Genomic DNA, 19,063 nt, shown 5'->3' on the forward strand with positions numbered 1-19,063 from the left:
TGTCCCGGCAGTGTCCCGGCCGGTCAGACGATGTGCCGCCCGCCGTCGACCGTGAGCACGTCCCCCGTGGTGTAGGCGGCGTTCACCAGGTACAGCGTCGCCTCCGCTACGTCCTGCGGGGTGCCCACCCGGCGCAGCGGGGTGTTCTCGGTGATCCACTCACGGGAGCTCTCCCAGACCTCCTGCGCCCCCTCGTACCAGGGCGTGTCGATCAGCCCGGGCGCCACCGCGTTGACCCGGACCGACGGGCCCAGCTGGGAGGCGAGCAGCCGGGTCATGTGGTTGACGGCGGCCTTGCTCACGGCGTACGGGACCGAGCTCCCCAGGGCCCGGGTCGCGGACACCGAGGAGATGTTGACGACGGACCCCGCGCCGGAGGCGCGCAGGTGCGGGACGGCCGCGGTGATCATCTGCCAGGCCCCGATCACGTTCACGTCGAAGATCTCCCGCCACGCCTTCGCGTCCGCGGCCTCCAGGTCGTCGAGCGGGATGAAGCGGGTGACGCCCGCGTTGTTGACCAGGATGTCCAGCCGCCCGTAGGCGTCGATCGCGGCTTGGACGATCCGCCGGGCGTCCTCGGCGTCGGAGACGTCCCCCCGCACGTACACGGCGTCCGGGAGCCGGGCGGCGAGTTCCCCGCCGGCCTCCGCGCTGTGGGCGGAGTTGACGACCACGCGTATCCCCTCGGCGGCCAGCCGCTCGGCGACGGCGGCCCCGATCCCCGAGGAGGAACCGGTGACCAGGGCGACGCGACTCTCACTCATCTCTTCTGTCCTCCAGCTGTCGGTGCACGGTGCGGGACCGCATTGCGGAGCCAACCTATCGCATGGTGGAAAATGTTTTCCGCACTATGGAGTCATCTCGCGCGGTGCGGGTGAAAGGCCTGGTGCATATGGCGGCCCGCCGGGCCTCCCGAGTGCGGGGCGGGGCACTCGTCTCCTTCGACGACCGCACCACGAGGAGGCCCGGCATGGGACCCGTCCGTACGACCGCACTGACGGCGGCGCTGCTCGCCGCCGCCCTCCCCGCCGCCGTGCCGCAGGCCTGGGCGGAGGGCGCCCGGCCGGGGACCGCCGCCCGCACCGTCACCCAGCAGGTGGGCCATCCCGCGGTCATGTTCTCCGGCAGGCTGTACACGGTGGCGGCCTACTGCCCGCAGGGCACGAAACCCACCGGGGGCGGCGCGACGGTGGAGGACGACCCGGTGAGCGCGGTCTTCCTCAAGGACTCCTACCCCGACGTGGCCGGCAACCGGTGGGTGGTGCGGGCCTTCAACGCCTCCGGGAAGGTACAGACGCTGCACCCGCTGGCGGTCTGCTCGACGGATCCCTCCATCAGCTACGAGACCGGACCGGACAAGCCCCTCCAGCCGGGGGAGCCCAACAACCCCAGTGACGCGAACTGCGGCCTCGGCCGCACGCGCTTCGTCGTGGGCGGCGGCATCCAGGCGGGCGACAGCACGTTCGCCAGCGAGACGAGCGTGGGCAACGGAGTGTGGACGGCGCGGGCCAAGTACACGAACTTCGACCCGGACGCACCCCCGTCGTTCGTGCGGGCGACCGCCGTCTGCTCCACCACCGAGGCCGCCTTCAAGTTCAGCAGTACGGTCAGGCTGGCGGTCGGAGCGGTCGCCACCGTGCACGTGGAATGCCCCGCCGGCCTGGTGCCCGTCGGCGGGGGCGGGGACGCGAGTCCCGACGTCCTGCTCAACTCCTCGGCCCCGACCGCCACGGGCTGGACGGTGAGGGCCACGAACAAGGGCTTCAGCGACCGCGACGGGGTCTTCGCCACCGTGGCGTGCGCGGCCCCCTGATTCAGCGCCGCTCCAGCAGCCCCCGTACGTACGCCGCCTGGCCCGCGTGCTGGAGGTCGTCGGCCAGGACGCTGACGAGCCGGACCCCCAGGGAGACCGGGGGGTCCCAGCGCTCGTCGACGATCCGCTCCAGGTCGCCGGCGGCCAGGCCGCGGACGTAGCGCAGCGACCGCTCGTGCACGGCGTCGTAGTAGCCCAGCAGCAGGCCGGCCGAGTCGACGCGGACCGTCCCGGCCTGCTTCGCCGTGTGCCCGTAGCCGTGGTCGTCGACGGGCAGCGGCAGGGCGAAGCGGTCGGCCCAGCCGTCGGACCGCCACACCTGCTCCTGCCCGGCGACGCCCGCCACGTGGTCGTCCTGGATCCGGGTCAGGTGCCACACGAGCCAGGCGATCGAGTTGGCCTCCGGGTCGAGCCGGGCGTTGAGCGCCTCCGGCCCGAGGTCGCCGACCGCCTCGTGGACCACCTCCCGGATCCGCCCGAAGCCGTCTGCGAGTACGTCCGTGGCCTTCATGTGTGCCGTCCCCAAACGTGGTCGTCCGCTGCCGGAACCACCATGCAGGGCCCCGCCCGGCCGGGCGGGGCGACACTCCGCCGGCCGGCGTCAGCGGCGGCGCGCGCGGCGCAGCAGGATGCCGCCGACCGCCCCCAGCAGGGCGATGCCCGCCACCCCGGCCGTCGTCCACCAGCCGGTGCCGGTGCCCCCGGGAGCCGGGTCGGCCGATGCGGTGGAGGCGGGTGGGACCGTCGAGGCCGGAGGGGCCACAGCGGCGGAGGCGGCGGCAGCGGCGGGGGAGGCCGGAGCCGGGGAGGCCGGAGCGGGTGAGGAGGCCGCGGGCGCCGGGTCGGTCACCGGGACGCCGATCTCCTTGCGGGCGTGCCCGAGCGAGGGGAAGCCCGCTTCGACGGTCACCGTCCAGGTTCCGGCCGGGAGCGCCTCGGCGGTGGTCCAGCCCGCGGCGCGGCCGGGGTCGCGCACCAGCTTCCAGGGGCCCTGCGTCCGGGTGCCGTCGGGGCTGACGGCGTTCACGGTGGCCGCCACGGCCTCCTCGACGGCGTCCCCGTCGTTCTCCCAGGTGATGTCGGCGGTGACGTGGCCGGCCCGCTCCCCGGTGATCACCACGTTCAGGGTGTCGCCGTGGGCCAGGGCGGGCCCGGCCACGGCGGCGCCCAGGACGGTGAGGGCCAGTGCGGTCAGGGGCGGCAGGGCGGCCCGCCGGATACGGGCGTGCGCGGTGCTCGGAGTGCTCACGGTGCTCCAGATGAGGTGGAGTGCGGGAGGGGGAAGTCGAAGGGGCGGGCGGCCCCAGGGGAGTGGGGCCGCCCGCCGGTCACACGGGGTCAGGCGGCCTTGCGGGCCGTCCAGACCTGCGCCGGACGTCCGTCCGCGCGCTGGAGTTCGAGCAGCCAGTCCCCGTAGTAGGGCCGGTTGCTCACCGCGAGGGCGAAGCCGCCGCTCGGGTCGGAGACGGTCACCGCGCCGTCGCGCGAGGAGACCTTCCACTGCTGGGCGGCCGAGCCGCCGCAGGGCTGCTGCGCGATCCACATCCCCGCGGCCGGGGCGCCGCCGGGCTGGAGGCACTTGCCGGAGACCGCCGAGCGGATCCGCACGAGGCCGTTGCCGGCGTCGTCGAAGTACCACTGCTGCTGGGCGTAGCCGTTGGACCGGCCGCCGACGAGCACGGTGCCGTCCGCGGTGCGTCCGCCCCACAGCTCGGCGGCCATGCCGCTGCTGCCGTTGCCGAGCACGTAGCGGGTGCCCGGGGTGGTGGCGCCGCCGCCGGAGTCGGAGGTGCGGAAGGACGTGGCCTTGCCGGGGCCGCTGTCGCGGCCGGAGGCGTCACGGACCGAGACGGCGGCCGTGTACGCGGTGCCGGGCCGGAGGTTGTAGACGCGCAGGGAGGTGGACTGGACCCAGGTCAGGTGCTTGTCGTTGAGCAGCACCTGGTACCAGACGGCGCCCTCGGTCTTGGGCCAGCTCAGCACCACGGAGTCGGCCTGGATCTGGCCGGCCGTCACCGCCGGGGCCCCCGAGGGCTTCTTGGTGGGGGACGGCGTCGGCTTCGGCGAGGGGTTCGGGTTCGGGTTCGGGTCGGTGCCGCCCTCCGTGCGCATCAGGAACTGGTTGTCGGCGATGTTCCAGTGGGTGGCCAGGTAGCTGCCGGCCTGCGGGCTGGTGTGGAAGTAGTCGTCGTGGTTGCAGTCGAGGATGTTCTCCTTCGCCTGGTTGTTGCAGACGTAGCGCATCTGCGGGTAGTACGGCGTGTCCGAGTAACACATGACGTCGTACTCGTCCGTGCAGTGGGCACCCCGGCTGGTGTTGGGCGCGCTGTTGTTGACCGCGCCCAGGTTGTGGCCGAGTTCGTGCGCGGCGGTGTGACCGCCCCAGCAGCCGGAGTCGGTACGGCCGTAGGAGGGGCCGAAGTTGCTCAGGTTGTCCTGGCCGTGGCGCTCGTCGCCGTTGAAGGTGCCGATGCCGCAGTAGACCTGGGTGTCCGCGAAGATCATGTACTTGCGGTCGCGGCGGTTGAGCCCCTTGCCGGCCAGCGCGTTGTTGGTGGCGCTGAACTCGGCGAGGGCGGAGTCCGGGAGCTCGATGTTCAGCACCGAGGGGGTGCAGTCGGCGGCCGTCACGTAGCGGATGTGGCGGATGCCGCCGGTCTCCTTGGCGCTGGCCGCGTAGATCATGTCGGCGTCGACGGCCCACTTGCGGAACGAGGCCGCGTACTCGGCGTAGCGGTCGCGGCCCGGGCCGTGCGCGTAGACGACCTGGACGCGGTTGCCGGTGGTGCCGTCGCCGTCGCACTGGACGGTCTGTCCGGCCGGGCCGGTGGCGACCGCCTGGCCGCCGGTGGGCGGGGCCGGCGCCTTCGCGTTGGCCGCGACGTTGCGGGCGTCGGCGGCGGGCGCGTCCTGAGGACGCCCGCCGCCGTCGGTGGCGGCCGGGTCGGCGGAGGCGGGGGCGGCCGGATCGGCCGCCGCGGCCTTGGACTTGACCACGGGCTGCACGTCGGCCTTGATGTCGACGTCCTTGGGGGGAGCGTCGGGGCCGTGGGTGCACAGGCCGGCCTCCGTGCGGTAGACGCCGGCGCAGCGGTCGCCCTTCGGGGCCGTGTCGAGGCCGTCGTAGACCATGCCCTTGGCGTCCTCGTTCGCGGGCTTCTTCGCGAGCGGGGCGGGCTCCTCGTCCCGGGCCGGTGCGGCGGCCGGTTCCGCGACGGCGGCGGGTGCTCCGGCCGCGGCGACGGTGGTGGCCTCGGCGTCGGGGCCGAGGCGGGAGTAGGCCAGACCGCCCGCGAGCAGCGCCGCCGACGCCGCCGCGGCGGTCAGGAGTATCAGTTTGCGCGGTGTGCGGCGCTGGTCGGCCCGGCGGCGCCGGCCCTTGGGTCGTGCTGTCATGCGCACCTCAAGTCCTGGTCAGGGGAGTGGGTGCGCAGAAGCGTGCCAGATGAGCGCCGTGGAGAATTCGGACAAACGGGAGCCGGGCCCGGGAAATCTATCCGTTACCTTCGGGCCTGATTTGATGAACTGTCAATTCGCTTGAAAATCAAGGGAGTTACGCGCGTTGCACGGGAAAGGTCCAGGCCATTAAAGCGAGGTCGTTATCAAATCGAGATAAGAGGCGGAACCTTGTTGACGGCAATTCAGTCAGGTATTCATTCAAAAACTACCTGCCGAATTCCCCCCGTCACTGGCCGTGGGTGCCCAGGCCGTCCGGCGGTGCGGCGCGGGCTTGGGCACCCGTACGGACTACCGGGCGGCGTCCCGCTCCCAGAGGTAGAACCGCTGGGCCATCGCGTCCTGGGGGCTCCGCCAGGTCTCCGGGTCGTGCGGGCTGACGTACGCCTGGAGCCGGTCGCTCAGGTCACGGAACTCGGGGTGCGAGACGACCTTGGCGATGGCCGGCCCGGGATCCGAGTCGCACTCGACCAGGTGCATGTACACCTCCCCGAACTGGAAGAGGCTGCGCCGCCGCACCCCGACCAGGTGCGGCAGCTCCCCGGCGTCCGAGGCGGCGAACAGGCCGGCGATGTCGGGCGCGGAACCGGGTGCCATCCGGGCCACGATGAGGGCTTGGTGCATCGGGGATCGCCTTTCGGGGAGGGCGGGGTAGGGCGGGGTAGGGCGGGGGCTCAACCGCGGCCCGAGGGGGACGCGGCCTTCGCCCGGTGGGCGCGCTCGATCTTGTCCCGGATCAGCTCCATCTGGATCTTGGAGTTGTGGTTGATGCGGTCGGTCATCCCGGCGTCGTCGATCGGCGCCTCCGGCTTCATCGCGAAGTCCTGGACCCACCGCATCCGGGTGCCGCCCGGCACCTCGCCGTACTCCCAGTGGATGTTCATGTGCGCGAACGGACCGGTCTCCACCCGGCGCGCCTTCACCGTGAGCCCCGCGCGGTCCACCGTCCGCTCCGAGACCCAGCTCCACACCACCCCGTTCTCGTCCGGGTGCATGGCCAGGCGGAACCGGGTGGTGTTCCCGGCCTGCTCCAGGATCTCGATCGAGGCGTACTCGCTGAACAGCTCGGGCCAGTTCGGCAGGTCGTTCGTGACGTCCCAGACGAGGTCCACGGGCGCCTTGACGGTGATCTCGTTGTCGGTGTGGCCGGGCATCTCAGGCTCCTGTCATGAGGCTGTTGTTGACGAGGTCGACGAACTCGCGCGGGCTCTTGCAGCGGTCGGCGTCCGCGGGCAGCGCCCGGCCGCGCCGGTTCTCCAGCTCGCCCACGATGCCGAGCAGGCCCAGCGAGTCCAGGCCGTAGTCGTCGAACCGCGAGTCCGGACGGCTCGTCAGCTCGGCGGGGTCGACGGTGATGCCGGCGCTCTTCATCAGCGTCGCCAGCTCTTCCATGGTCAGTCGGTCGGACATGGTGCCTTCTCTCTCCTGCTTCCCGGGGGCCGGCCGGTCGCCCGTACGGCCCTGGCGGAAGGGGTACGGATCACTGCGCGCGGGAACCGGGTCCCCCGCGCAGGACGAGTGCCGTGTTCGACCCCATCCGGCCGCGGCTCAGGACGAGCGCGGTCCGCAGGGGGGCGACGCGGGCGCTGCCGGTGACCACGTCGAGGTCGTGGCAGACGTCGAAGACGTTCGGCGTCGGCGGCACGACCCCGTGCTCCAGCGCCAGGACGGCGGCGGCCGCGTCGAGGGTCCCGGCCGCGCAGTACGCCCGCCCGGTACCGGTCTTGGGCGCCGTCACCGGCACCTTCGCCGCGTGCGGGCCCAGCGCCGCCCGCAGCGCCGCCGCCTCGGCCGCGTCCGCCTCGGGAGTGCCCAGGGCGTCCGCGAAGACCACGTCCACCTCCTCCGGCGCGCAGCCCGCCTCCCGCAGGGCGCCGAGGACGGCGTGCGCCAGCCCGTCGGCGTCGTCCGTCCGGCCGGGCGGGGTGAAGGTCGCGCAGTGCCCGGCCAGCAGGGCCCGGACGGGCGCGCCGCGCCGCGCGGCCTTGGCCGCGTCCTCGACGGTGAACATGGCGCCGCCCTCCGCCGGGACGAACCCGCAGGCCTTCGCCGTGAAGGGCCGGTAGGCGCGCTCCGGGTCGTCCGCGGTGCTCAGTCCCTCGTAACCGACCTGGCAGACCACCGAGTACGGGGCGAGCGGGGCCTCCGTCGCGCCGACGAGCATCGCCCGGCTGCCCTGCCGGATCGCCCGGCCGGCGTGCGCGAAGGCGTCCAGCCCGCCCGCCTCGTCGCTGCACACCACCCCGCACGGGCCCTTGAACCCGCGCCGGATGGAGATCTGGCCGGTGCTGGCCGCGTAGAACCAGGCGATCGACTGGTACGGGCCGACGTAGCGGGGGCCCTGCCCCCACAGCCGCTGGAGCTCGCGCTGGCCGAACTCGCCGCCGCCCGAGCCGGCCGCCGTCACCACGCCCACCGCGTACGGGTCGTCCTCGTAGTCGGCGCGGCCCAGCCGGGCGTGCTCCAGCGCGAGGTCGGCCGCGGCCAGCGCGTAGTGGCTGAAGCGGTCCGTCTGGACCAGGAACCGGTCCTCCACCAGCGAGCCCGGGTCGAACCCCCGCACCTCGCCCGCCACCCGCACCGGCAGGTGCTCGCACCCCTGCCGGGTCACCCGGTCGAGGACGCTGTCGCCGGCCTGGGTCGCCTTCCAGAAGGCCTCCGCGCCGATCCCGTTCGGCGCGACCACCCCGATACCGGTGATGGCCGCCACGGGGCCGGCAGTACGGCTCTTCACGCGCGTACCTCCTTGGGCTGGGTCAGGACCACGGCGGACTGGAAGCCGCCGAAGCCGCTCCCCACCGACAGCACGTTGCGCAGCGTGTGCCCGCGCGCGGTGCGCGGTACGTAGTCCAGGTCGCATTCCGGGTCGGGGGTCTCGTAGTTCGCGGTCGGCGGGACCACGTGGTGGGTCATCGCCAGGACGCAGGCCGCGAGTTCGATCGCCCCGATGGCGCCGAGCGAGTGCCCCACCATGGACTTGATGGAGGTCATCGGCGTCTTGTAGGCGTGGTCCCCGAGCACCCGCTTCACGGCCGCCGTCTCGTGGCGGTCGTTCTGCTTGGTGCCGGAGCCGTGCGCGTTGACGTAGTCGATGTCCCGGGCGTCGACCCGGGCCTGGGCCAGGGCCGTCTCGATCGCCCGGGCCATCTCCAGGCCCTCGGTGGTCAGCCCGGTCATGTGGTGGGCGTTGCCGAAGGTCGCGTACCCGCCGATCTCGCAGTAGATCCGCGCCCCGCGGGCCCGCGCCCGCTCCAGCTCCTCCAGGACCAGTACGGCCCCGCCCTCGCCGAGGACGAAACCGTCCCGGTCGGCGTCGAAGGGCCGGGAGGCGTGCGCCGGGTCCTCGTTGTTCGCCGAGGTCGCCTTGATGGCGTCGAAGCAGGCCACGGTGATGGGGGAGACCGGGGAGTCGGAGGCGCCCGCGATGCAGACGTCCATCCGTCCCTCCTGGATGGAGTGCACCGCGTACCCGACGGCGTCGAGCCCGGAGGTGCAGCCGGTGGAGACGGTCTGTACGGGACCGCGCGCCCCCGTCCGCTCCGCCACCGCCGAGGCGAGCGTGGCGGGGGTGAAGGCCCGGTGCAGGAAGGGGGAGGAGAGGCGGTGGTCCACGTCCCACCACGCTCCCCGCTGGCTGACGTCCACGTAGTCGTGCTCCAGGCGCGTGGTGCCGCCGACCGCCGTGCCCAGGGACACGCCGGTGCGCCAGGCGCTCTCGCCGTCCAGCTCCAGGCCGGAGTCGGCCACCGCCTCGCGGGCCGCGACCAGGGCGAACTGGATGTACCGGTCCGCCCGGGCCGCCTCGTCCCCGGTGAAGCCGTGCTCGACGGGGTCGAAGTCGACCTCGGCGGCTATCCGGGAGCGGAACCCGTCCGGGTCGAAGAGGGTGATGCCCCTGGTCGCCGTACGGCCGTTGGACAGCAGGTCCCAGAAGGCGGGGGCGCCGATGCCGCCGGGGGCCACCACCCCCACCCCCGTCACGGCCACCCGCCGGCGGGTCACGAGACGGCTCCGGTGCGCTCCGGCGGGCGCTCCGCCCAGGCGGTGGCGTCCGGGTTCGGGGCCTCCTCGGTGTCCACGTGCCCGAGCTTCGGATCCGGGGCGAGGGGACCGAGGTGGAAGACCATCCGGGCCTCGGCGGAGCCCACGTTGCGGAAGCGGTGGCGCACGTTCAGCGGGACCAGCAGTCCCTGGTCGGTGCGCAGCGGGTGGGTCTCCCCGTCGAGGTCGACCTCCAGCGTGCCCGCGACCACGTAGACGAACTCCTCGGAGTACGGGTGGTAGTGCTCGGCGATCGACTCGCCCGGGGCCATCACCGCCAGGCCCATGAAACCGCTGGTCGAGCCCACCGAGGTCGGGGTGAGGACGGCACGCAGATCGCCTCCGCGCCTGCGGTTGGGCTGGGTCTCGCTGAGGTCGACGATGCGCGGGTGATGTTTGGTCACGGCGGACTTCCTCCTGGCGGACGGGAGCCCTGTCACGGGCTGCCGGTGGGGGTGGGGTGGTTCGGGGCCGGGGGCGGGCACCCGCGGGGGGTGGCGCCGCCCGTCCGGATCAGGACTGCGCCGGAGCCCGACGGTCGGTGATCAGGTCCATGGGGTGCGGGGCCTGCGGGGCGCCGGCCAGCAGCCGGTCCAGCACCGCCGCGTCGCGCGGGCCGTCCATGCCGAAGCCGCCCGCGAAGCGGCCGTCGGCCGGCCCGCTGACGTCGAGCAGCCGGACCACGACGTCGTCGCGCTGGAAGATGCTGCTGCTCAGCACGGGGCTGGTGGGGATCTTCGAGGCGTTCTCGTCCTGGCGGGCGAGGAACCGGGCGACGAGCGGGCCGCAGCCCGGCTTGGCCGGGTAGAACAGCGCGTGCCGGGTGATCCGGTCGGGCTGGGGGCCGTGCGCGGCGACGTGGTGGACGGCCGGGAGGCCCGCGCGCATGAAGAACATCCGGGCGGACTCCGGGTCGGACAGGTCCCGGTCCTGCTCCAGGTACGGGTTGATGGCCTGCTCCACCGCCCGCACCTCCGGCTGCTCCGACACGTGCCGCAGCGCCGCCGTCAGGTCGCCCTGCACCTCCACGGCCCGCACCACCCGGTTGCCGTGCATGAACAGCGAGGTGCGCAGCAGCCGGGTGTGGTCGTCGACGCGGGCGGCGGGGGAGGAGTACGAGGAGAGGATCTCGGCGACCTTCCCCTCACTGCCCGGCTTGACCGTGAAGGTCAGCGCGTGCCGGACGATCCCCTCGCCGAGCCGGGGCCCGTCCTGCAGCCGCGCGCCGAAGCCGGCCCGCGGGGCGTCGTAGCGCCGGCCGGTCTCGCGCAGCACCGTGAACTTCAGCGGGCGCATCGAGCGGGCACAGGCCCCCAGCGGCTTGACCTGCTCGGCGTGCGCCTCGCTGTTGACCCAGGCGAGGTACTGCGGCGCGCTCTCCCACTCGCTGGTGATCAGCCACTGCGAGGGGTTCTCGAAGGACTGGCACAGCTGGTCGCCGAGGTGGCCGGGGACCGCGGCGATGTCATGGCGGAGCCGCTCGTAGGCCTCGAAGAACCGCTGCTGGGCGCCCTCGTGGAGATCCATCAGCAGGACGACCCGGAGCATGGAGCCGTCGAACGCGGACTGCGACACCCGTTCGGACAGGGTGGTGGTCATCTGTTCACTCCTTCGTGAGGGCGCGGACGCCGGCGCGTTCGCGCTCCCCTGCGTCATGCGGCGGCAACTGCCCGGCTGCGCGGGGCCCCGTGGTCCGCGGCCGGCGGACGCGGGCGGTCCGGGCCGAGAGGGGGCGCCGCTGTCGCTCATCGTCATCCGGCCGGGTACGGATCGCGACATCTCCGGATCAAGCGGGTGACAAGACGCGACTCGCCCGGGCAAGAGAGCTGATCGGGGGCATAAGCCGTCCACTGTCCTTCCACAGCCCCCACACGAATCAGGAGCACGCAGCCGATGGAAGAGCATGCCGATGTCCGCGTACCGGTCCTCGTCGTGGGCGGTTCCCTCGTGGGCCTCCCCACCTCGCTGTTCCTGAGCCGCCACGGCATCAGGCACATGGTGGTCGAGAAGCACGCCGGAACCTCCGTCCACCCGCGCGGACGGGGGATCAACGCCCGCACGATGGAGCTGTTCCGTACGGCGGGCGTCGAACCCGCCATCCGCAAGGAGGCCTCCGCCCTGGAGGCCAACCAGGGCATCCTGCAGACGCAGGCGCTCATCGGCGGCGAGCACAAGTGGCTCATCAAGGCCGTCGACCCCTCCGGGGCGCTCGCCCGCCTCAGCCCCACCGGCTGGTGCCTGTGCAGCCAGAACAACATCGAGCCCGTGCTGGCCGCGCAGAGCCGCGCCCAGGGCGCCGACGTGCGCTTCGCCACCGAGCTCATGAGCTTCGACCAGGACGCCGACGGGGTCAGCGCCCTCGTGAAGGACCGCGACACCGGTGAACACCTCACCGTGCGCGCCGACTACCTGATCGCCGCCGACGGCCCGCGCAGCCCCGTCCGCGAAGCCCTGGGCATCCGCCAGGAGGGCAGCGGCGAACTCTTCCACAACGTCAGCATCGTCTTCCGCTCCGAGCGGCTCGCCGGCCTCCTGGGCGACCTGCGCTTCATCGTCTGCTACCTGATGCGCCCGGGCGCCGACGGGGCGCTGCTGCCGGTGGACAACGAGACCCAGTGGGTCTTCCACGCCCCCTGGCACCCGGAGACGGGCGAGACCCTGGAGGACTTCACCGAGGAGCGCTGCATCGCCCAGATCCGGGGCGCCATCGGCGTGCCCGACCTGGACGTGGAGATCGGCGGCAAGGCCCCCTGGCACGCCGCCGAGAGGGTCGCCCAGCAGTACTCCGTGGGCCGGGTGTTCGTCGTCGGCGACGCGGCGCACGAGATGTCCCCGACCGGCGCCTTCGGCTCCAACACCGGCATCCAGGACGCCCACAACCTCGCCTGGAAGATCGCCGCCGTGCTGAACGGCTCCGCCGCGCCCGCCCTCCTGCACACCTACGAGGAGGAGCGGCTCCCCGTGGCCCGCGCCACCAGCGAGCGCGCCTCCGCCCGTTCGGCCGAACACAGCCACCCCGGATACGTGCCCCCGCCCACCATGGGCGGCGGCCCCGGCAGCGGGGTCCTCACCACAGCCATGGGCTACTGCTATCCCGAGGGCGCCGTCGTCGGCGGGGACCCGGACCGGCCGATCATCCCCGAGACCATGCGCCTCAAGGGCGACGTCGGCACCCGCGCCCCGCACATGTGGGTGACCCGGGCGGGACGGCGGACCTCCCTGCTCGACCTGTACGAGACCTCGTTCGTGCTGCTCAGCAGCCCGGGCACGCCGTGGAAGGAGGCGGCCGGCCATGTGGCGCGGGAGCTGGGCGCGCACCTGGACGCCTACACCGTGGGCTCCGCGCCCGGGGCCGACCTGGTCCAGCCGGACGGCGCCGACTGGGAGGAGCTGCACGAACTCCCGGCCGGCGGAGCGGTCCTCGTACGCCCGGATGGGTTCGTCGCCTGGCGCGCGGAGGGCGCCCCGGCCGATCCGCGCGGAGCGCTCCACGACGCGATGGCGCGGCTGCTGCGGCGCGCCTGACGGCGTCCGGCTCAGCGGCAGGCCCAGCACCCCGCCCAGCACCCGTGGCCCCCGGGCCTCGGCTGCGGGCGGCGGTGCGCCGTGGCGTGCCGCGGGGAGGTCGCGGGCCGGCCGGAGCGGCCGGCGAGACAGGCGACCACGACGGTGATCGCGGCGAGTTCCTCGGGGCAGGCGGTACCCCGGTGGACCCGGAGCAGGCTGGCTATGGCGTCTTCGCTGGGCATCGTCACGGCCTCTCGGCAGGAGATCTCCCCCCAGGCCGACGACGCTACGGGGCCGTCCGTGGGCGTGTCGCGCCGGGAGGGGGTTGTCCACAGCCGTCCGGGCGACCCGCCCCGGGAGGCCGGACGGTCTAACGGTGGCCGAGCTTCACCCACTTGGCGGTACCGGGTACCCCGCGCCCGTCCAGCAGGAAGAGCATGTAGTACCCGGGCGGGGCGTCCGCCGCGCTCGGCGGGGTGCGCAGGGTGATCGCGTCGCCCCGTACGGAGGTGACGGCGAGCTCCAGGTGGCGCTGGCTGGTGTTGACCGCGTGGGTGACCGTCGTCGGTGCCAGGAGGACGGCCCGCCGGACGGCGGAGGCGGTCCGGCTGCGGACCTCGAAGGCCGCGCCGTACCCGAGTTCGCCCCCGGGGACCCGGTCCAGGACCGGCCGGGTGCCGCCCTGGTGGAGGTAGGCGGGCTCGTAGATCTCGATACTGCCGTCCATCGCGTCCCGGATGTCGGGGTCGTTGGCGATCTGCTGGAGCTCGTCGACGGTCACCATGACCCGGCCGTCCGGCATCACCAGGGCGTTGGAGTGGTAGCCGCGCGGCAGCCGCTGGGCCGGGCCGAGCCGCCAGTGGCCGCGGGCGTCGCGCAGTTCCGTCTGCCGGTACTTGAGGTCGGCCTGGGGGTTGAAGGGGCCGTGGCCGTAGTCGCGGGTGTCCAGGGCGCCGTTGACGGTCAGCAGGGTGGCGTCCGGCAGGATCAGGGTGTCGTCCTGGGTGCGTCCGAAGGCGCGCGGCTCCTCGGTGCTCCACCGCCGGCCCGACAGCCGGTAGGTGTTCGGGTCGTGCGGGTCGCCGCCCAGGACCAGTACCGAGTCCGGGCCGCGCAGCCCTGCCGGGAGGGGCACGGCCGAGCCGTATCCCCGGAAGTCCGCCGGGCGCCGGGGCAGGTCGGCGCGGGTCTCCGCGACCGGGTCGAAGAGCCACTGCTGGTCGGCGTCGCGGCCCAGCCCGTAGATCATCCCGTCGCGCAGCGAGAACAGGTGCGGGTAGTCGTTGCGGAACGGCGCGTCCGCCCGGAACCGCCCGACGGCCATGCCCGCCGGGATGTCGTACGTACGCCACGGCACGGGCAGCCCCTTCGCCGGGAAGCGCTCCACGACCGGGGTGGGGGTGCCCGTACCGCGCTCGGACTGGCCCGACATGATCGTCTGGCGGCCGTCGGCCCCGGTCACCACCGAGGGGTACCAGCGGCCCACGGACATGTCCCGGTTGCGGAACCAGGTCTCGGTCCACGGGTCGAACACGAAGGAGAGCTTCGCCCCGCTGCCGCCCTTGCCGCCGGCGTTGCCCCCGAAGACCGCCAGCATCCCGTTGGGCAGGAAGGCGTGCCCGGCGCAGAAGAACGGCGCGGGGCGCGGGACGTGGGTGCCGTCCGGCATCAGCACGGTCGGCGGCCGGACCTCCTTGAAGGCCCGCGCACCCGTACCTCTGGCCGGGTCCCACAGGAAGGCGCGGCCCGCGTTGGTCGGGCCGATGCGGTCGGTGGGGCCGGTCTCCTTGGTGGGGTTGACCTCGACCCGTTCGAAGGAGAAGAGGAGCACCTTGCCGGTGGGGAGCTGGGCGAGGTGGACGCCGAAGTCGGGGGAGGGGAAGAACTCCGCGAACCGGCCGTCGCGGGCCGGGTCGAACGCCCGGTTGGCCGTTGCCTGGGACGCGGTCAGCGCGGCCAGGCTCGCGGTCCGGGTGGCCTGCGGGTACTCGGCGGCCCCGGCGGCGGCGCCGCGCCGCTCGGCGTGGGCGCGGGCGTGGTCGGCGCCGATGAAGGCGGCCTCTCCGTCGCCGTCGGCCCCGTGGGCCCGGGCGGGCGGCGCGGCGAGGAAGGCGCCGGCGGCCAGGGCGAGGGCCAGCGCGGCGGACGCGGCGGCCGTCGCGGCGGCGGACCGGTGTGCTGCTCGGGACATGCGGGGCGCTCCTCGGTGTGGGGCGGCCGGGACGGGAGGGACGCCATGCTAGAAGATCAGGTGCATATCGCCTCATATGACGCGAACCACCTGCGTCGTACGAGTGGCAGGGCCGCCGCCGTCCGCCCGTATCGGGACATTCGGCCGCACGGGGACCGGCCCGGCCCGGGCGGGGCGCTTCGGCCACGCCCCGCGCCCGCCGAGGCGCCGGAGCTCCCGCCGCCGGCCGTGCCGGGGCCGTGGCGGGTCGTGGCGGGGGTCGTGCCGGGGCCCGGCCCCGCGCCGCGCGTCGTGATCGCGCCAGCCGCGCGCGGGGCCGCCGCGCGCGTGGCGCCGTACGAAACGTGCCACCGGCAACTGCGCGCCCTGGACGGGTGGTTATGCCTGCTTGTTGGCTGCTGTCGCGCTTCAGTTCCCAAAAGTACCCCGGTGGACCGGAGCGCCCCGTCCGTCCCTATGCATCCCTGTGAGGAGCACTCATGCGCATGGTCCGGTCCTCCCTCGCCCTGGCCGCCACGGCCCTCGTGCTGGCCGCCGCCGCCACCCCCGCGTCCGCCGCGAGCCCGCAGCCCGCCCCCAGGGCGCCGAAGTTCTGCACGTACGTCGTCGACACGGGTGAGGGCGGCTGCTTCGCCACCAGGTCCCAGGCCGCCGAACTCGGAGCACAGGCGGAATACAAGGACCTCGGCAAGATCTGGAGCGACTCCAACTCCGGCGGCAGCGAGTTCACCTTCCGCGGCAGCGTCGGCTGCAACTGGCGCTACCCCGAGTTCAACGACCTGTCCAAGTGGGGGTGGAACGACACGGTGAGCTCGGCGCAGGGCATCACCTGTCCGATCACCCTGTGGGAGCACAACGACTTCCGGGGCGCCCACCAGACGTACTACGGCTACAACGCCTACGTCGGCGACGGCATGAACGACAAGGCCTCCTCGGTCAGCTTCGACCTCCGCTGACCCGCCCGCCACCGCGGCGGGGCGCCCCTCGGGCCGCCCCGCCGCGGTGGCGTCGGCGGTGGTCGAGGGCGACGGCCCCCAGCAGCGGGCCCCAGGCGGCCAGCGGCAGGTAGAGGAAGCCGACGAGGAAGGAGCCGCGGGCCGTCATGTCCCCGTGGGGCAGCAGCCACCAGAACGCGAACGGCGTCCACAGCAGCGTCAGGGCCACCGCCCCCGCCCCGGCGACGGCCGCCACCCGGCGCGGCGCCGGCCTGCGCCCGCCCGCCAGCGGCGCCCACCGGGGGACCACCTCCCCCCAGGGCCGCACCAGCCCCAGGGTCAGCAGCGCCAGCAGCTCGCTCGCCACGCTCAGCAGCACCACGTACACCCGGCCCCAGCCGGGTATCCCGGCCGCCGCGTACCCGGCCCCGGTGTAGCCGGCCGTGAACCCGGCGGCGAGGAACAGCCGCCAGATCCCGGTCGGCAGGGTGAGCAGGGCGATGACGTGGGCGGCGCGCACGGCCCAGCGGGGAGCGGCCGGTACGCCCCGGCCGGGGTCGGGAGTGGTCATGGGCACCACCCTGCCGTCCGGCGGCCGCCCGGACATCGCCCTGCGGAACGGCCCGGCCCACGGCCCCGGCAGGACCCGGCGCGTCCCGCCCTCCCCCGCACGGGGGAGGGGGCCTCCTCCGGGAACGGCCCGCGTACATAAACAAAACACCCCGGACGAATTGACGTCCGGGGTGTGCCTCTGCGTATATTCATTGATTCACGCCCACTCGAAAAGAGGGCGTGAGGAAGCTTTGCAGGGACATCGTATCGCGCAGGGAGCGAAATTGTCAAACAAGGAATTCCAGAGCGAGCAGCAATTCATCGACATGCTCTACGCGCGCCTCGAAGACCTGCGGGACAAGGCCGAACACGCCGTCAAGGGCGCCCTGGCCGCGAACGGCAACGGATTCCAGGCGCGGCTGGAACGCGACGTGATGGTCGCCGAGCAGTCCGGACTGCTTTCCGCCCTGAACGCCGCCGAACACGGTCTCTGTTTCGGCCGCCTGGAGTTCTCCGACGGCCGCGACCACCACATCGGCCGCATCGGAATCAGACGGGACGACGCGGAACGCACCCCGCTCGTCCTCGACTGGCGCGCCGACGTCGCCCGCCCCTTCTACCTCGCGACCGGGCACGTCCCGATGGGCCTGCGCCGCCGGCGCCACATCACCACCCGGGGCCGCGAGGTCACCGCCCTGCACGACGAGATCCTCGACCTCGCCGACACCGAGCGCACCGGCTACGAGGGCGCCGACGCGGACGCCGTGCTCCTCGCCGCGCTCGACGCCGCCCGCACCGGCCGCATGCACGACATCGTGCGGACCATCCAGGCCGAGCAGGACCGCGTCATCCGCTCCCCGCACCAGGGCGTCCTGGTCGTCGAGGGCGGCCCCGGCACCGGCAAGACCGCCGTCGCCCTGCACCGGGCCGCCTACCTCCTCTACGCCCAGCGCGAGCTCCTCGGCAAGCGCGGCGTGCTCATCGTCGGCCCCAACCCCGCCTTCCTCGGCTACATCGGCGAGGTGCTGCCCTCCCTCGGCGAGACCGGGGTGCTCCTCGCGGCGCCCGGCGACCTCTTCCCGGGCCTGCGCGCCACCGGCACCGACCGGCCCGGAGCCGCCGAGGTCAAGGGCCGCGCCGCCATGGCCGGGGTCCTCGCCCGGGTCGTCGCCGACCGGCAGACCCTTCCCGAGGGCGTGCCCGCCGGCAGCGGGGAGGACAACGACCAAGTGCCCGAGCCCGCCCTGGAGATCGACCACGACGACTACGGCACCCTCCTGCTGGACCGCACCATGGCCCACGCCGCCCGCGACCGCGCCCGTGCCACCGGACTGCCCCACAACCTGGCCCGCCCCTACTTCGCGTTCTCCGTCATCGACGCCCTCACCGAGCAGCTCGCCGACCGGCTCGGCGCCGACCCCTACGGCGGCCCCAACCTGCTCGGCCCCGACGACGTCGCCCAGCTCGGCAAGGAGATCGCCACCAGCGCCGAGGTGCACGCCGCCATCGACACCCTCTGGCCGCACCTGACCCCCCGGCAGCTGGTCTCCGACTTCCTCGCCGACCCCACCCACCTTTCCGGCGAGGACGCCGCGCTGATCCGGCGCTCCACGGACGACTGGACCCCCGCCGACGTCCCGCTGCTCGACGAGGCCGCCGAACTCCTCGGCGTCGACGACACCGCCGAACGGGCCGCCGCCGAACGCGACCGCCTGGAGCGCGTCGCCTACGCCCAGGGCGTCCTCGACCTCTCCCTGGGCTCGGAGTCCTACGAGTTCGAGGACACCGAGAAGGAGTACCTCGCCGCCCACGACGTGATCGACGCCGAGCGGATGGCCGAGCGGCACGAGGAGGCCGACCACCGCACCACCGCCGAACGGGCCGCCGCCGACCGCACCTGGGCCTTCGGCCACATCATCGTCGACGAAGCGCAGGAGCTGTCCGAGATGGCCTGGCGGCTGCTGATGCGCCGCTGCCCCACCCGCTCCATGACCCTCGTCGGCGACCCGGCGCAGACCGGCGACGAGGCGGGCTGCGGCTCCTGGAAGCGGATCCTCGACCCGTACGTGGGCGACCGCTGGGAACGCGTCCGGCTCGGCGTCAACTACCGCACGCCCGCCGAGATCATGGAGGTGGCCGCCGCGGTGCTCCGCGCCCACCACCCCGGCTTCGAACCGCCCCGCTCGGTGCGCTCCACCGGCGTACGCCCCTGGGTGCGCGAGACCGGGGACGTGGCGGCCGCCGTCGCCGAGGGCGTACGCGACACCGCCCCCGCCGAAGGGCGCCTCGCGGTCATCGCCCCGCGCGCCCTGCACCCGTCGCTGGCCGCCGTCCTGCCCGGCGTGCGGGCGGGCGAGGAACCGGACCTCACCCGCCCCGTCGTCCTGCTGGACCCGCGCCAGGCCAAGGGGCTCGAATTCGACACCGTGATCGTGGTGGAACCGGCCGCCTTCCCGCCGAGCGACCTCTACGTGGCCCTCACCCGCGCGACCCAGCACCTGGGCGTCGTCCACACGGGCAGCCTCCCGGCCGGGCTCGCGGACCGGACCGGCTGACCGTCGAGGACCG

18 protein-coding genes are annotated in these 19,063 nt (G+C 73.7%); 4 read left to right on the forward strand and 14 right to left on the reverse strand.

The features are described 5' to 3' along the window. Nucleotides 1-23: 23 nt before the first annotated feature. Nucleotides 24-764: an SDR family NAD(P)-dependent oxidoreductase gene (locus ABT403_RS00170; RefSeq protein WP_344167990.1), complete on the reverse strand. Its 741-nt coding sequence runs from the start codon at nucleotides 762-764 to the stop codon at nucleotides 24-26. A gap of 206 nt (nucleotides 765-970) precedes the next feature. Here ABT403_RS00170 and ABT403_RS00175 point away from each other — a divergent pair, with 206 nt between their 5' ends. Continuing rightward, nucleotides 971-1,813 carry a hypothetical protein gene (locus ABT403_RS00175; protein ID WP_344167987.1) on the forward strand — a complete coding sequence of 281 codons (843 nt, stop codon included), beginning with the start codon at nucleotides 971-973 and terminating at the stop codon, nucleotides 1,811-1,813. A gap of 1 nt (nucleotide 1,814) precedes the next feature. Here ABT403_RS00175 and ABT403_RS00180 read toward each other — a convergent pair whose 3' ends face one another. The 10 genes from ABT403_RS00180 to ABT403_RS00225 all read right to left on the reverse strand — a co-directional run bounded on the left by ABT403_RS00180 (nucleotide 1,815) and on the right by ABT403_RS00225 (nucleotide 10,909). Beyond that, nucleotides 1,815-2,324: a mycothiol transferase gene (locus tag ABT403_RS00180; protein WP_344167984.1), complete on the reverse strand. Its 510-nt coding sequence runs from the start codon at nucleotides 2,322-2,324 to the stop codon at nucleotides 1,815-1,817. 90 nt (nucleotides 2,325-2,414) lie between these two features. Next, nucleotides 2,415-3,062, reverse strand: coding sequence for a hypothetical protein (locus ABT403_RS00185; protein WP_344167981.1), 648 nt, complete (start codon nucleotides 3,060-3,062; stop codon nucleotides 2,415-2,417). 89 nt (nucleotides 3,063-3,151) lie between these two features. Then, nucleotides 3,152-5,209, reverse strand: a complete 2,058-nt coding sequence (locus ABT403_RS00190) for an RICIN domain-containing protein (RefSeq protein WP_344167978.1) — start codon at nucleotides 5,207-5,209, stop codon at nucleotides 3,152-3,154. Nucleotides 5,210-5,560: 351 nt separating this feature from the next. Further along, nucleotides 5,561-5,893, reverse strand: a complete 333-nt coding sequence (locus ABT403_RS00195) for a TcmI family type II polyketide cyclase (protein ID WP_344167975.1) — start codon at nucleotides 5,891-5,893, stop codon at nucleotides 5,561-5,563. A 50-nt stretch (nucleotides 5,894-5,943) separates the two neighbouring features. Continuing rightward, nucleotides 5,944-6,423, reverse strand: a complete 480-nt coding sequence (locus tag ABT403_RS00200) for an SRPBCC family protein (RefSeq protein WP_344167972.1) — start codon at nucleotides 6,421-6,423, stop codon at nucleotides 5,944-5,946. Between the two features lies 1 nt (nucleotide 6,424). After that, nucleotides 6,425-6,679, reverse strand: coding sequence for an acyl carrier protein (locus tag ABT403_RS00205; protein ID WP_344167969.1), 255 nt, complete (start codon nucleotides 6,677-6,679; stop codon nucleotides 6,425-6,427). 70 nt (nucleotides 6,680-6,749) lie between these two features. Further along, nucleotides 6,750-8,003 (reverse strand): beta-ketoacyl synthase N-terminal-like domain-containing protein, encoded by a 1,254-nt coding sequence (locus ABT403_RS00210; RefSeq protein WP_344167966.1) that lies wholly within the window; start codon nucleotides 8,001-8,003, stop codon nucleotides 6,750-6,752. After that, nucleotides 8,000-9,271, reverse strand: coding sequence for a beta-ketoacyl-[acyl-carrier-protein] synthase family protein (locus ABT403_RS00215; protein WP_344167963.1), 1,272 nt, complete (start codon nucleotides 9,269-9,271; stop codon nucleotides 8,000-8,002). The genes ABT403_RS00210 and ABT403_RS00215 overlap by 4 nt, the downstream gene beginning before the upstream one ends. After that, complete coding sequence (locus ABT403_RS00220) at nucleotides 9,268-9,714, reverse strand: cupin domain-containing protein (protein WP_344167960.1); 447 nt, start codon at nucleotides 9,712-9,714, stop codon at nucleotides 9,268-9,270. Before ABT403_RS00220 ends, ABT403_RS00215 begins: the two co-directional genes overlap by 4 nt. A 109-nt stretch (nucleotides 9,715-9,823) precedes the next feature. Further along, the gene (locus ABT403_RS00225) at nucleotides 9,824-10,909 is read right to left on the reverse strand and encodes a SchA/CurD-like domain-containing protein (RefSeq protein ID WP_344167957.1); all 1,086 of its coding nucleotides are present in this window, start codon (nucleotides 10,907-10,909) and stop codon (nucleotides 9,824-9,826) included. Nucleotides 10,910-11,203: 294 nt separating this feature from the next. Between ABT403_RS00225 and ABT403_RS00230 the strand changes: the two genes are divergently transcribed. Next, on the forward strand, nucleotides 11,204-12,835 hold the full coding sequence (locus ABT403_RS00230) for an FAD-dependent oxidoreductase (RefSeq protein ID WP_351647369.1): 1,632 nt from the start codon (nucleotides 11,204-11,206) through the stop codon (nucleotides 12,833-12,835). Between the two features lie 11 nt (nucleotides 12,836-12,846). Here the strand turns inward: ABT403_RS00230 and ABT403_RS00235 are convergent, their stop codons facing one another. Beyond that, complete coding sequence (locus ABT403_RS00235; protein WP_344167951.1) at nucleotides 12,847-13,059, reverse strand: acyl-CoA carboxylase subunit epsilon; 213 nt, start codon at nucleotides 13,057-13,059, stop codon at nucleotides 12,847-12,849. 128 nt (nucleotides 13,060-13,187) lie between these two features. After that, nucleotides 13,188-15,008 (reverse strand): galactose oxidase early set domain-containing protein, encoded by a 1,821-nt coding sequence (locus tag ABT403_RS00240; RefSeq protein WP_344167948.1) that lies wholly within the window; start codon nucleotides 15,006-15,008, stop codon nucleotides 13,188-13,190. A gap of 479 nt (nucleotides 15,009-15,487) precedes the next feature. Between ABT403_RS00240 and ABT403_RS00245 the strand changes: the two genes are divergently transcribed. After that, complete coding sequence (locus tag ABT403_RS00245; protein WP_344167945.1) at nucleotides 15,488-15,964, forward strand: hypothetical protein; 477 nt, start codon at nucleotides 15,488-15,490, stop codon at nucleotides 15,962-15,964. Here ABT403_RS00245 and ABT403_RS00250 read toward each other — a convergent pair. Further along, nucleotides 15,945-16,514 carry a hypothetical protein gene (locus tag ABT403_RS00250; protein ID WP_344167942.1) on the reverse strand — a complete coding sequence of 190 codons (570 nt, stop codon included), beginning with the start codon at nucleotides 16,512-16,514 and terminating at the stop codon, nucleotides 15,945-15,947. The genes ABT403_RS00245 and ABT403_RS00250 overlap by 20 nt on opposite strands. 307 nt (nucleotides 16,515-16,821) lie before the next feature. On the opposite strand from ABT403_RS00250, the gene ABT403_RS00255 reads away from it, so the two are divergent. After that, nucleotides 16,822-19,050, forward strand: a complete 2,229-nt coding sequence (locus ABT403_RS00255; protein ID WP_344168426.1) for a HelD family protein — start codon at nucleotides 16,822-16,824, stop codon at nucleotides 19,048-19,050. The last annotated feature ends 13 nt before the right edge of the window (nucleotides 19,051-19,063 follow it).

It is taken from the genome of Streptomyces sp. NPDC000075 (genome assembly GCF_040301925.1).
Classification (GTDB): Bacteria; Actinomycetota; Actinomycetes; order Streptomycetales; family Streptomycetaceae; genus Streptomyces; species Streptomyces polychromogenes.

Coding starts and splice junctions, on each gene's coding strand:
- ABT403_RS00205 (WP_344167969.1), bottom strand. CDS start 6,679: ATGTCCGACCGACTGACCATGGAAGAGCTGGCGACGCTGATGAAGAGC.
- ABT403_RS00245 (WP_344167945.1), top strand. CDS start 15,488: ATGCGCATGGTCCGGTCCTCCCTCGCCCTGGCCGCCACGGCCCTCGTG.
- ABT403_RS00190 (WP_344167978.1), bottom strand. CDS start 5,209: ATGACAGCACGACCCAAGGGCCGGCGCCGCCGGGCCGACCAGCGCCGC.
- ABT403_RS00225 (WP_344167957.1), bottom strand. CDS start 10,909: ATGACCACCACCCTGTCCGAACGGGTGTCGCAGTCCGCGTTCGACGGC.
- ABT403_RS00235 (WP_344167951.1), bottom strand. CDS start 13,059: ATGCCCAGCGAAGACGCCATAGCCAGCCTGCTCCGGGTCCACCGGGGT.
- ABT403_RS00250 (WP_344167942.1), bottom strand. CDS start 16,514: ATGACCACTCCCGACCCCGGCCGGGGCGTACCGGCCGCTCCCCGCTGG.
- ABT403_RS00170 (WP_344167990.1), bottom strand. CDS start 764: ATGAGTGAGAGTCGCGTCGCCCTGGTCACCGGTTCCTCCTCGGGGATC.
- ABT403_RS00195 (WP_344167975.1), bottom strand. CDS start 5,893: ATGCACCAAGCCCTCATCGTGGCCCGGATGGCACCCGGTTCCGCGCCC.
- ABT403_RS00255 (WP_344168426.1), top strand. CDS start 16,822: ATGCTCTACGCGCGCCTCGAAGACCTGCGGGACAAGGCCGAACACGCC.
- ABT403_RS00230 (WP_351647369.1), top strand. CDS start 11,204: ATGGAAGAGCATGCCGATGTCCGCGTACCGGTCCTCGTCGTGGGCGGT.
- ABT403_RS00200 (WP_344167972.1), bottom strand. CDS start 6,423: ATGCCCGGCCACACCGACAACGAGATCACCGTCAAGGCGCCCGTGGAC.
- ABT403_RS00180 (WP_344167984.1), bottom strand. CDS start 2,324: ATGAAGGCCACGGACGTACTCGCAGACGGCTTCGGGCGGATCCGGGAG.
- ABT403_RS00175 (WP_344167987.1), top strand. CDS start 971: ATGGGACCCGTCCGTACGACCGCACTGACGGCGGCGCTGCTCGCCGCC.
- ABT403_RS00240 (WP_344167948.1), bottom strand. CDS start 15,008: ATGTCCCGAGCAGCACACCGGTCCGCCGCCGCGACGGCCGCCGCGTCC.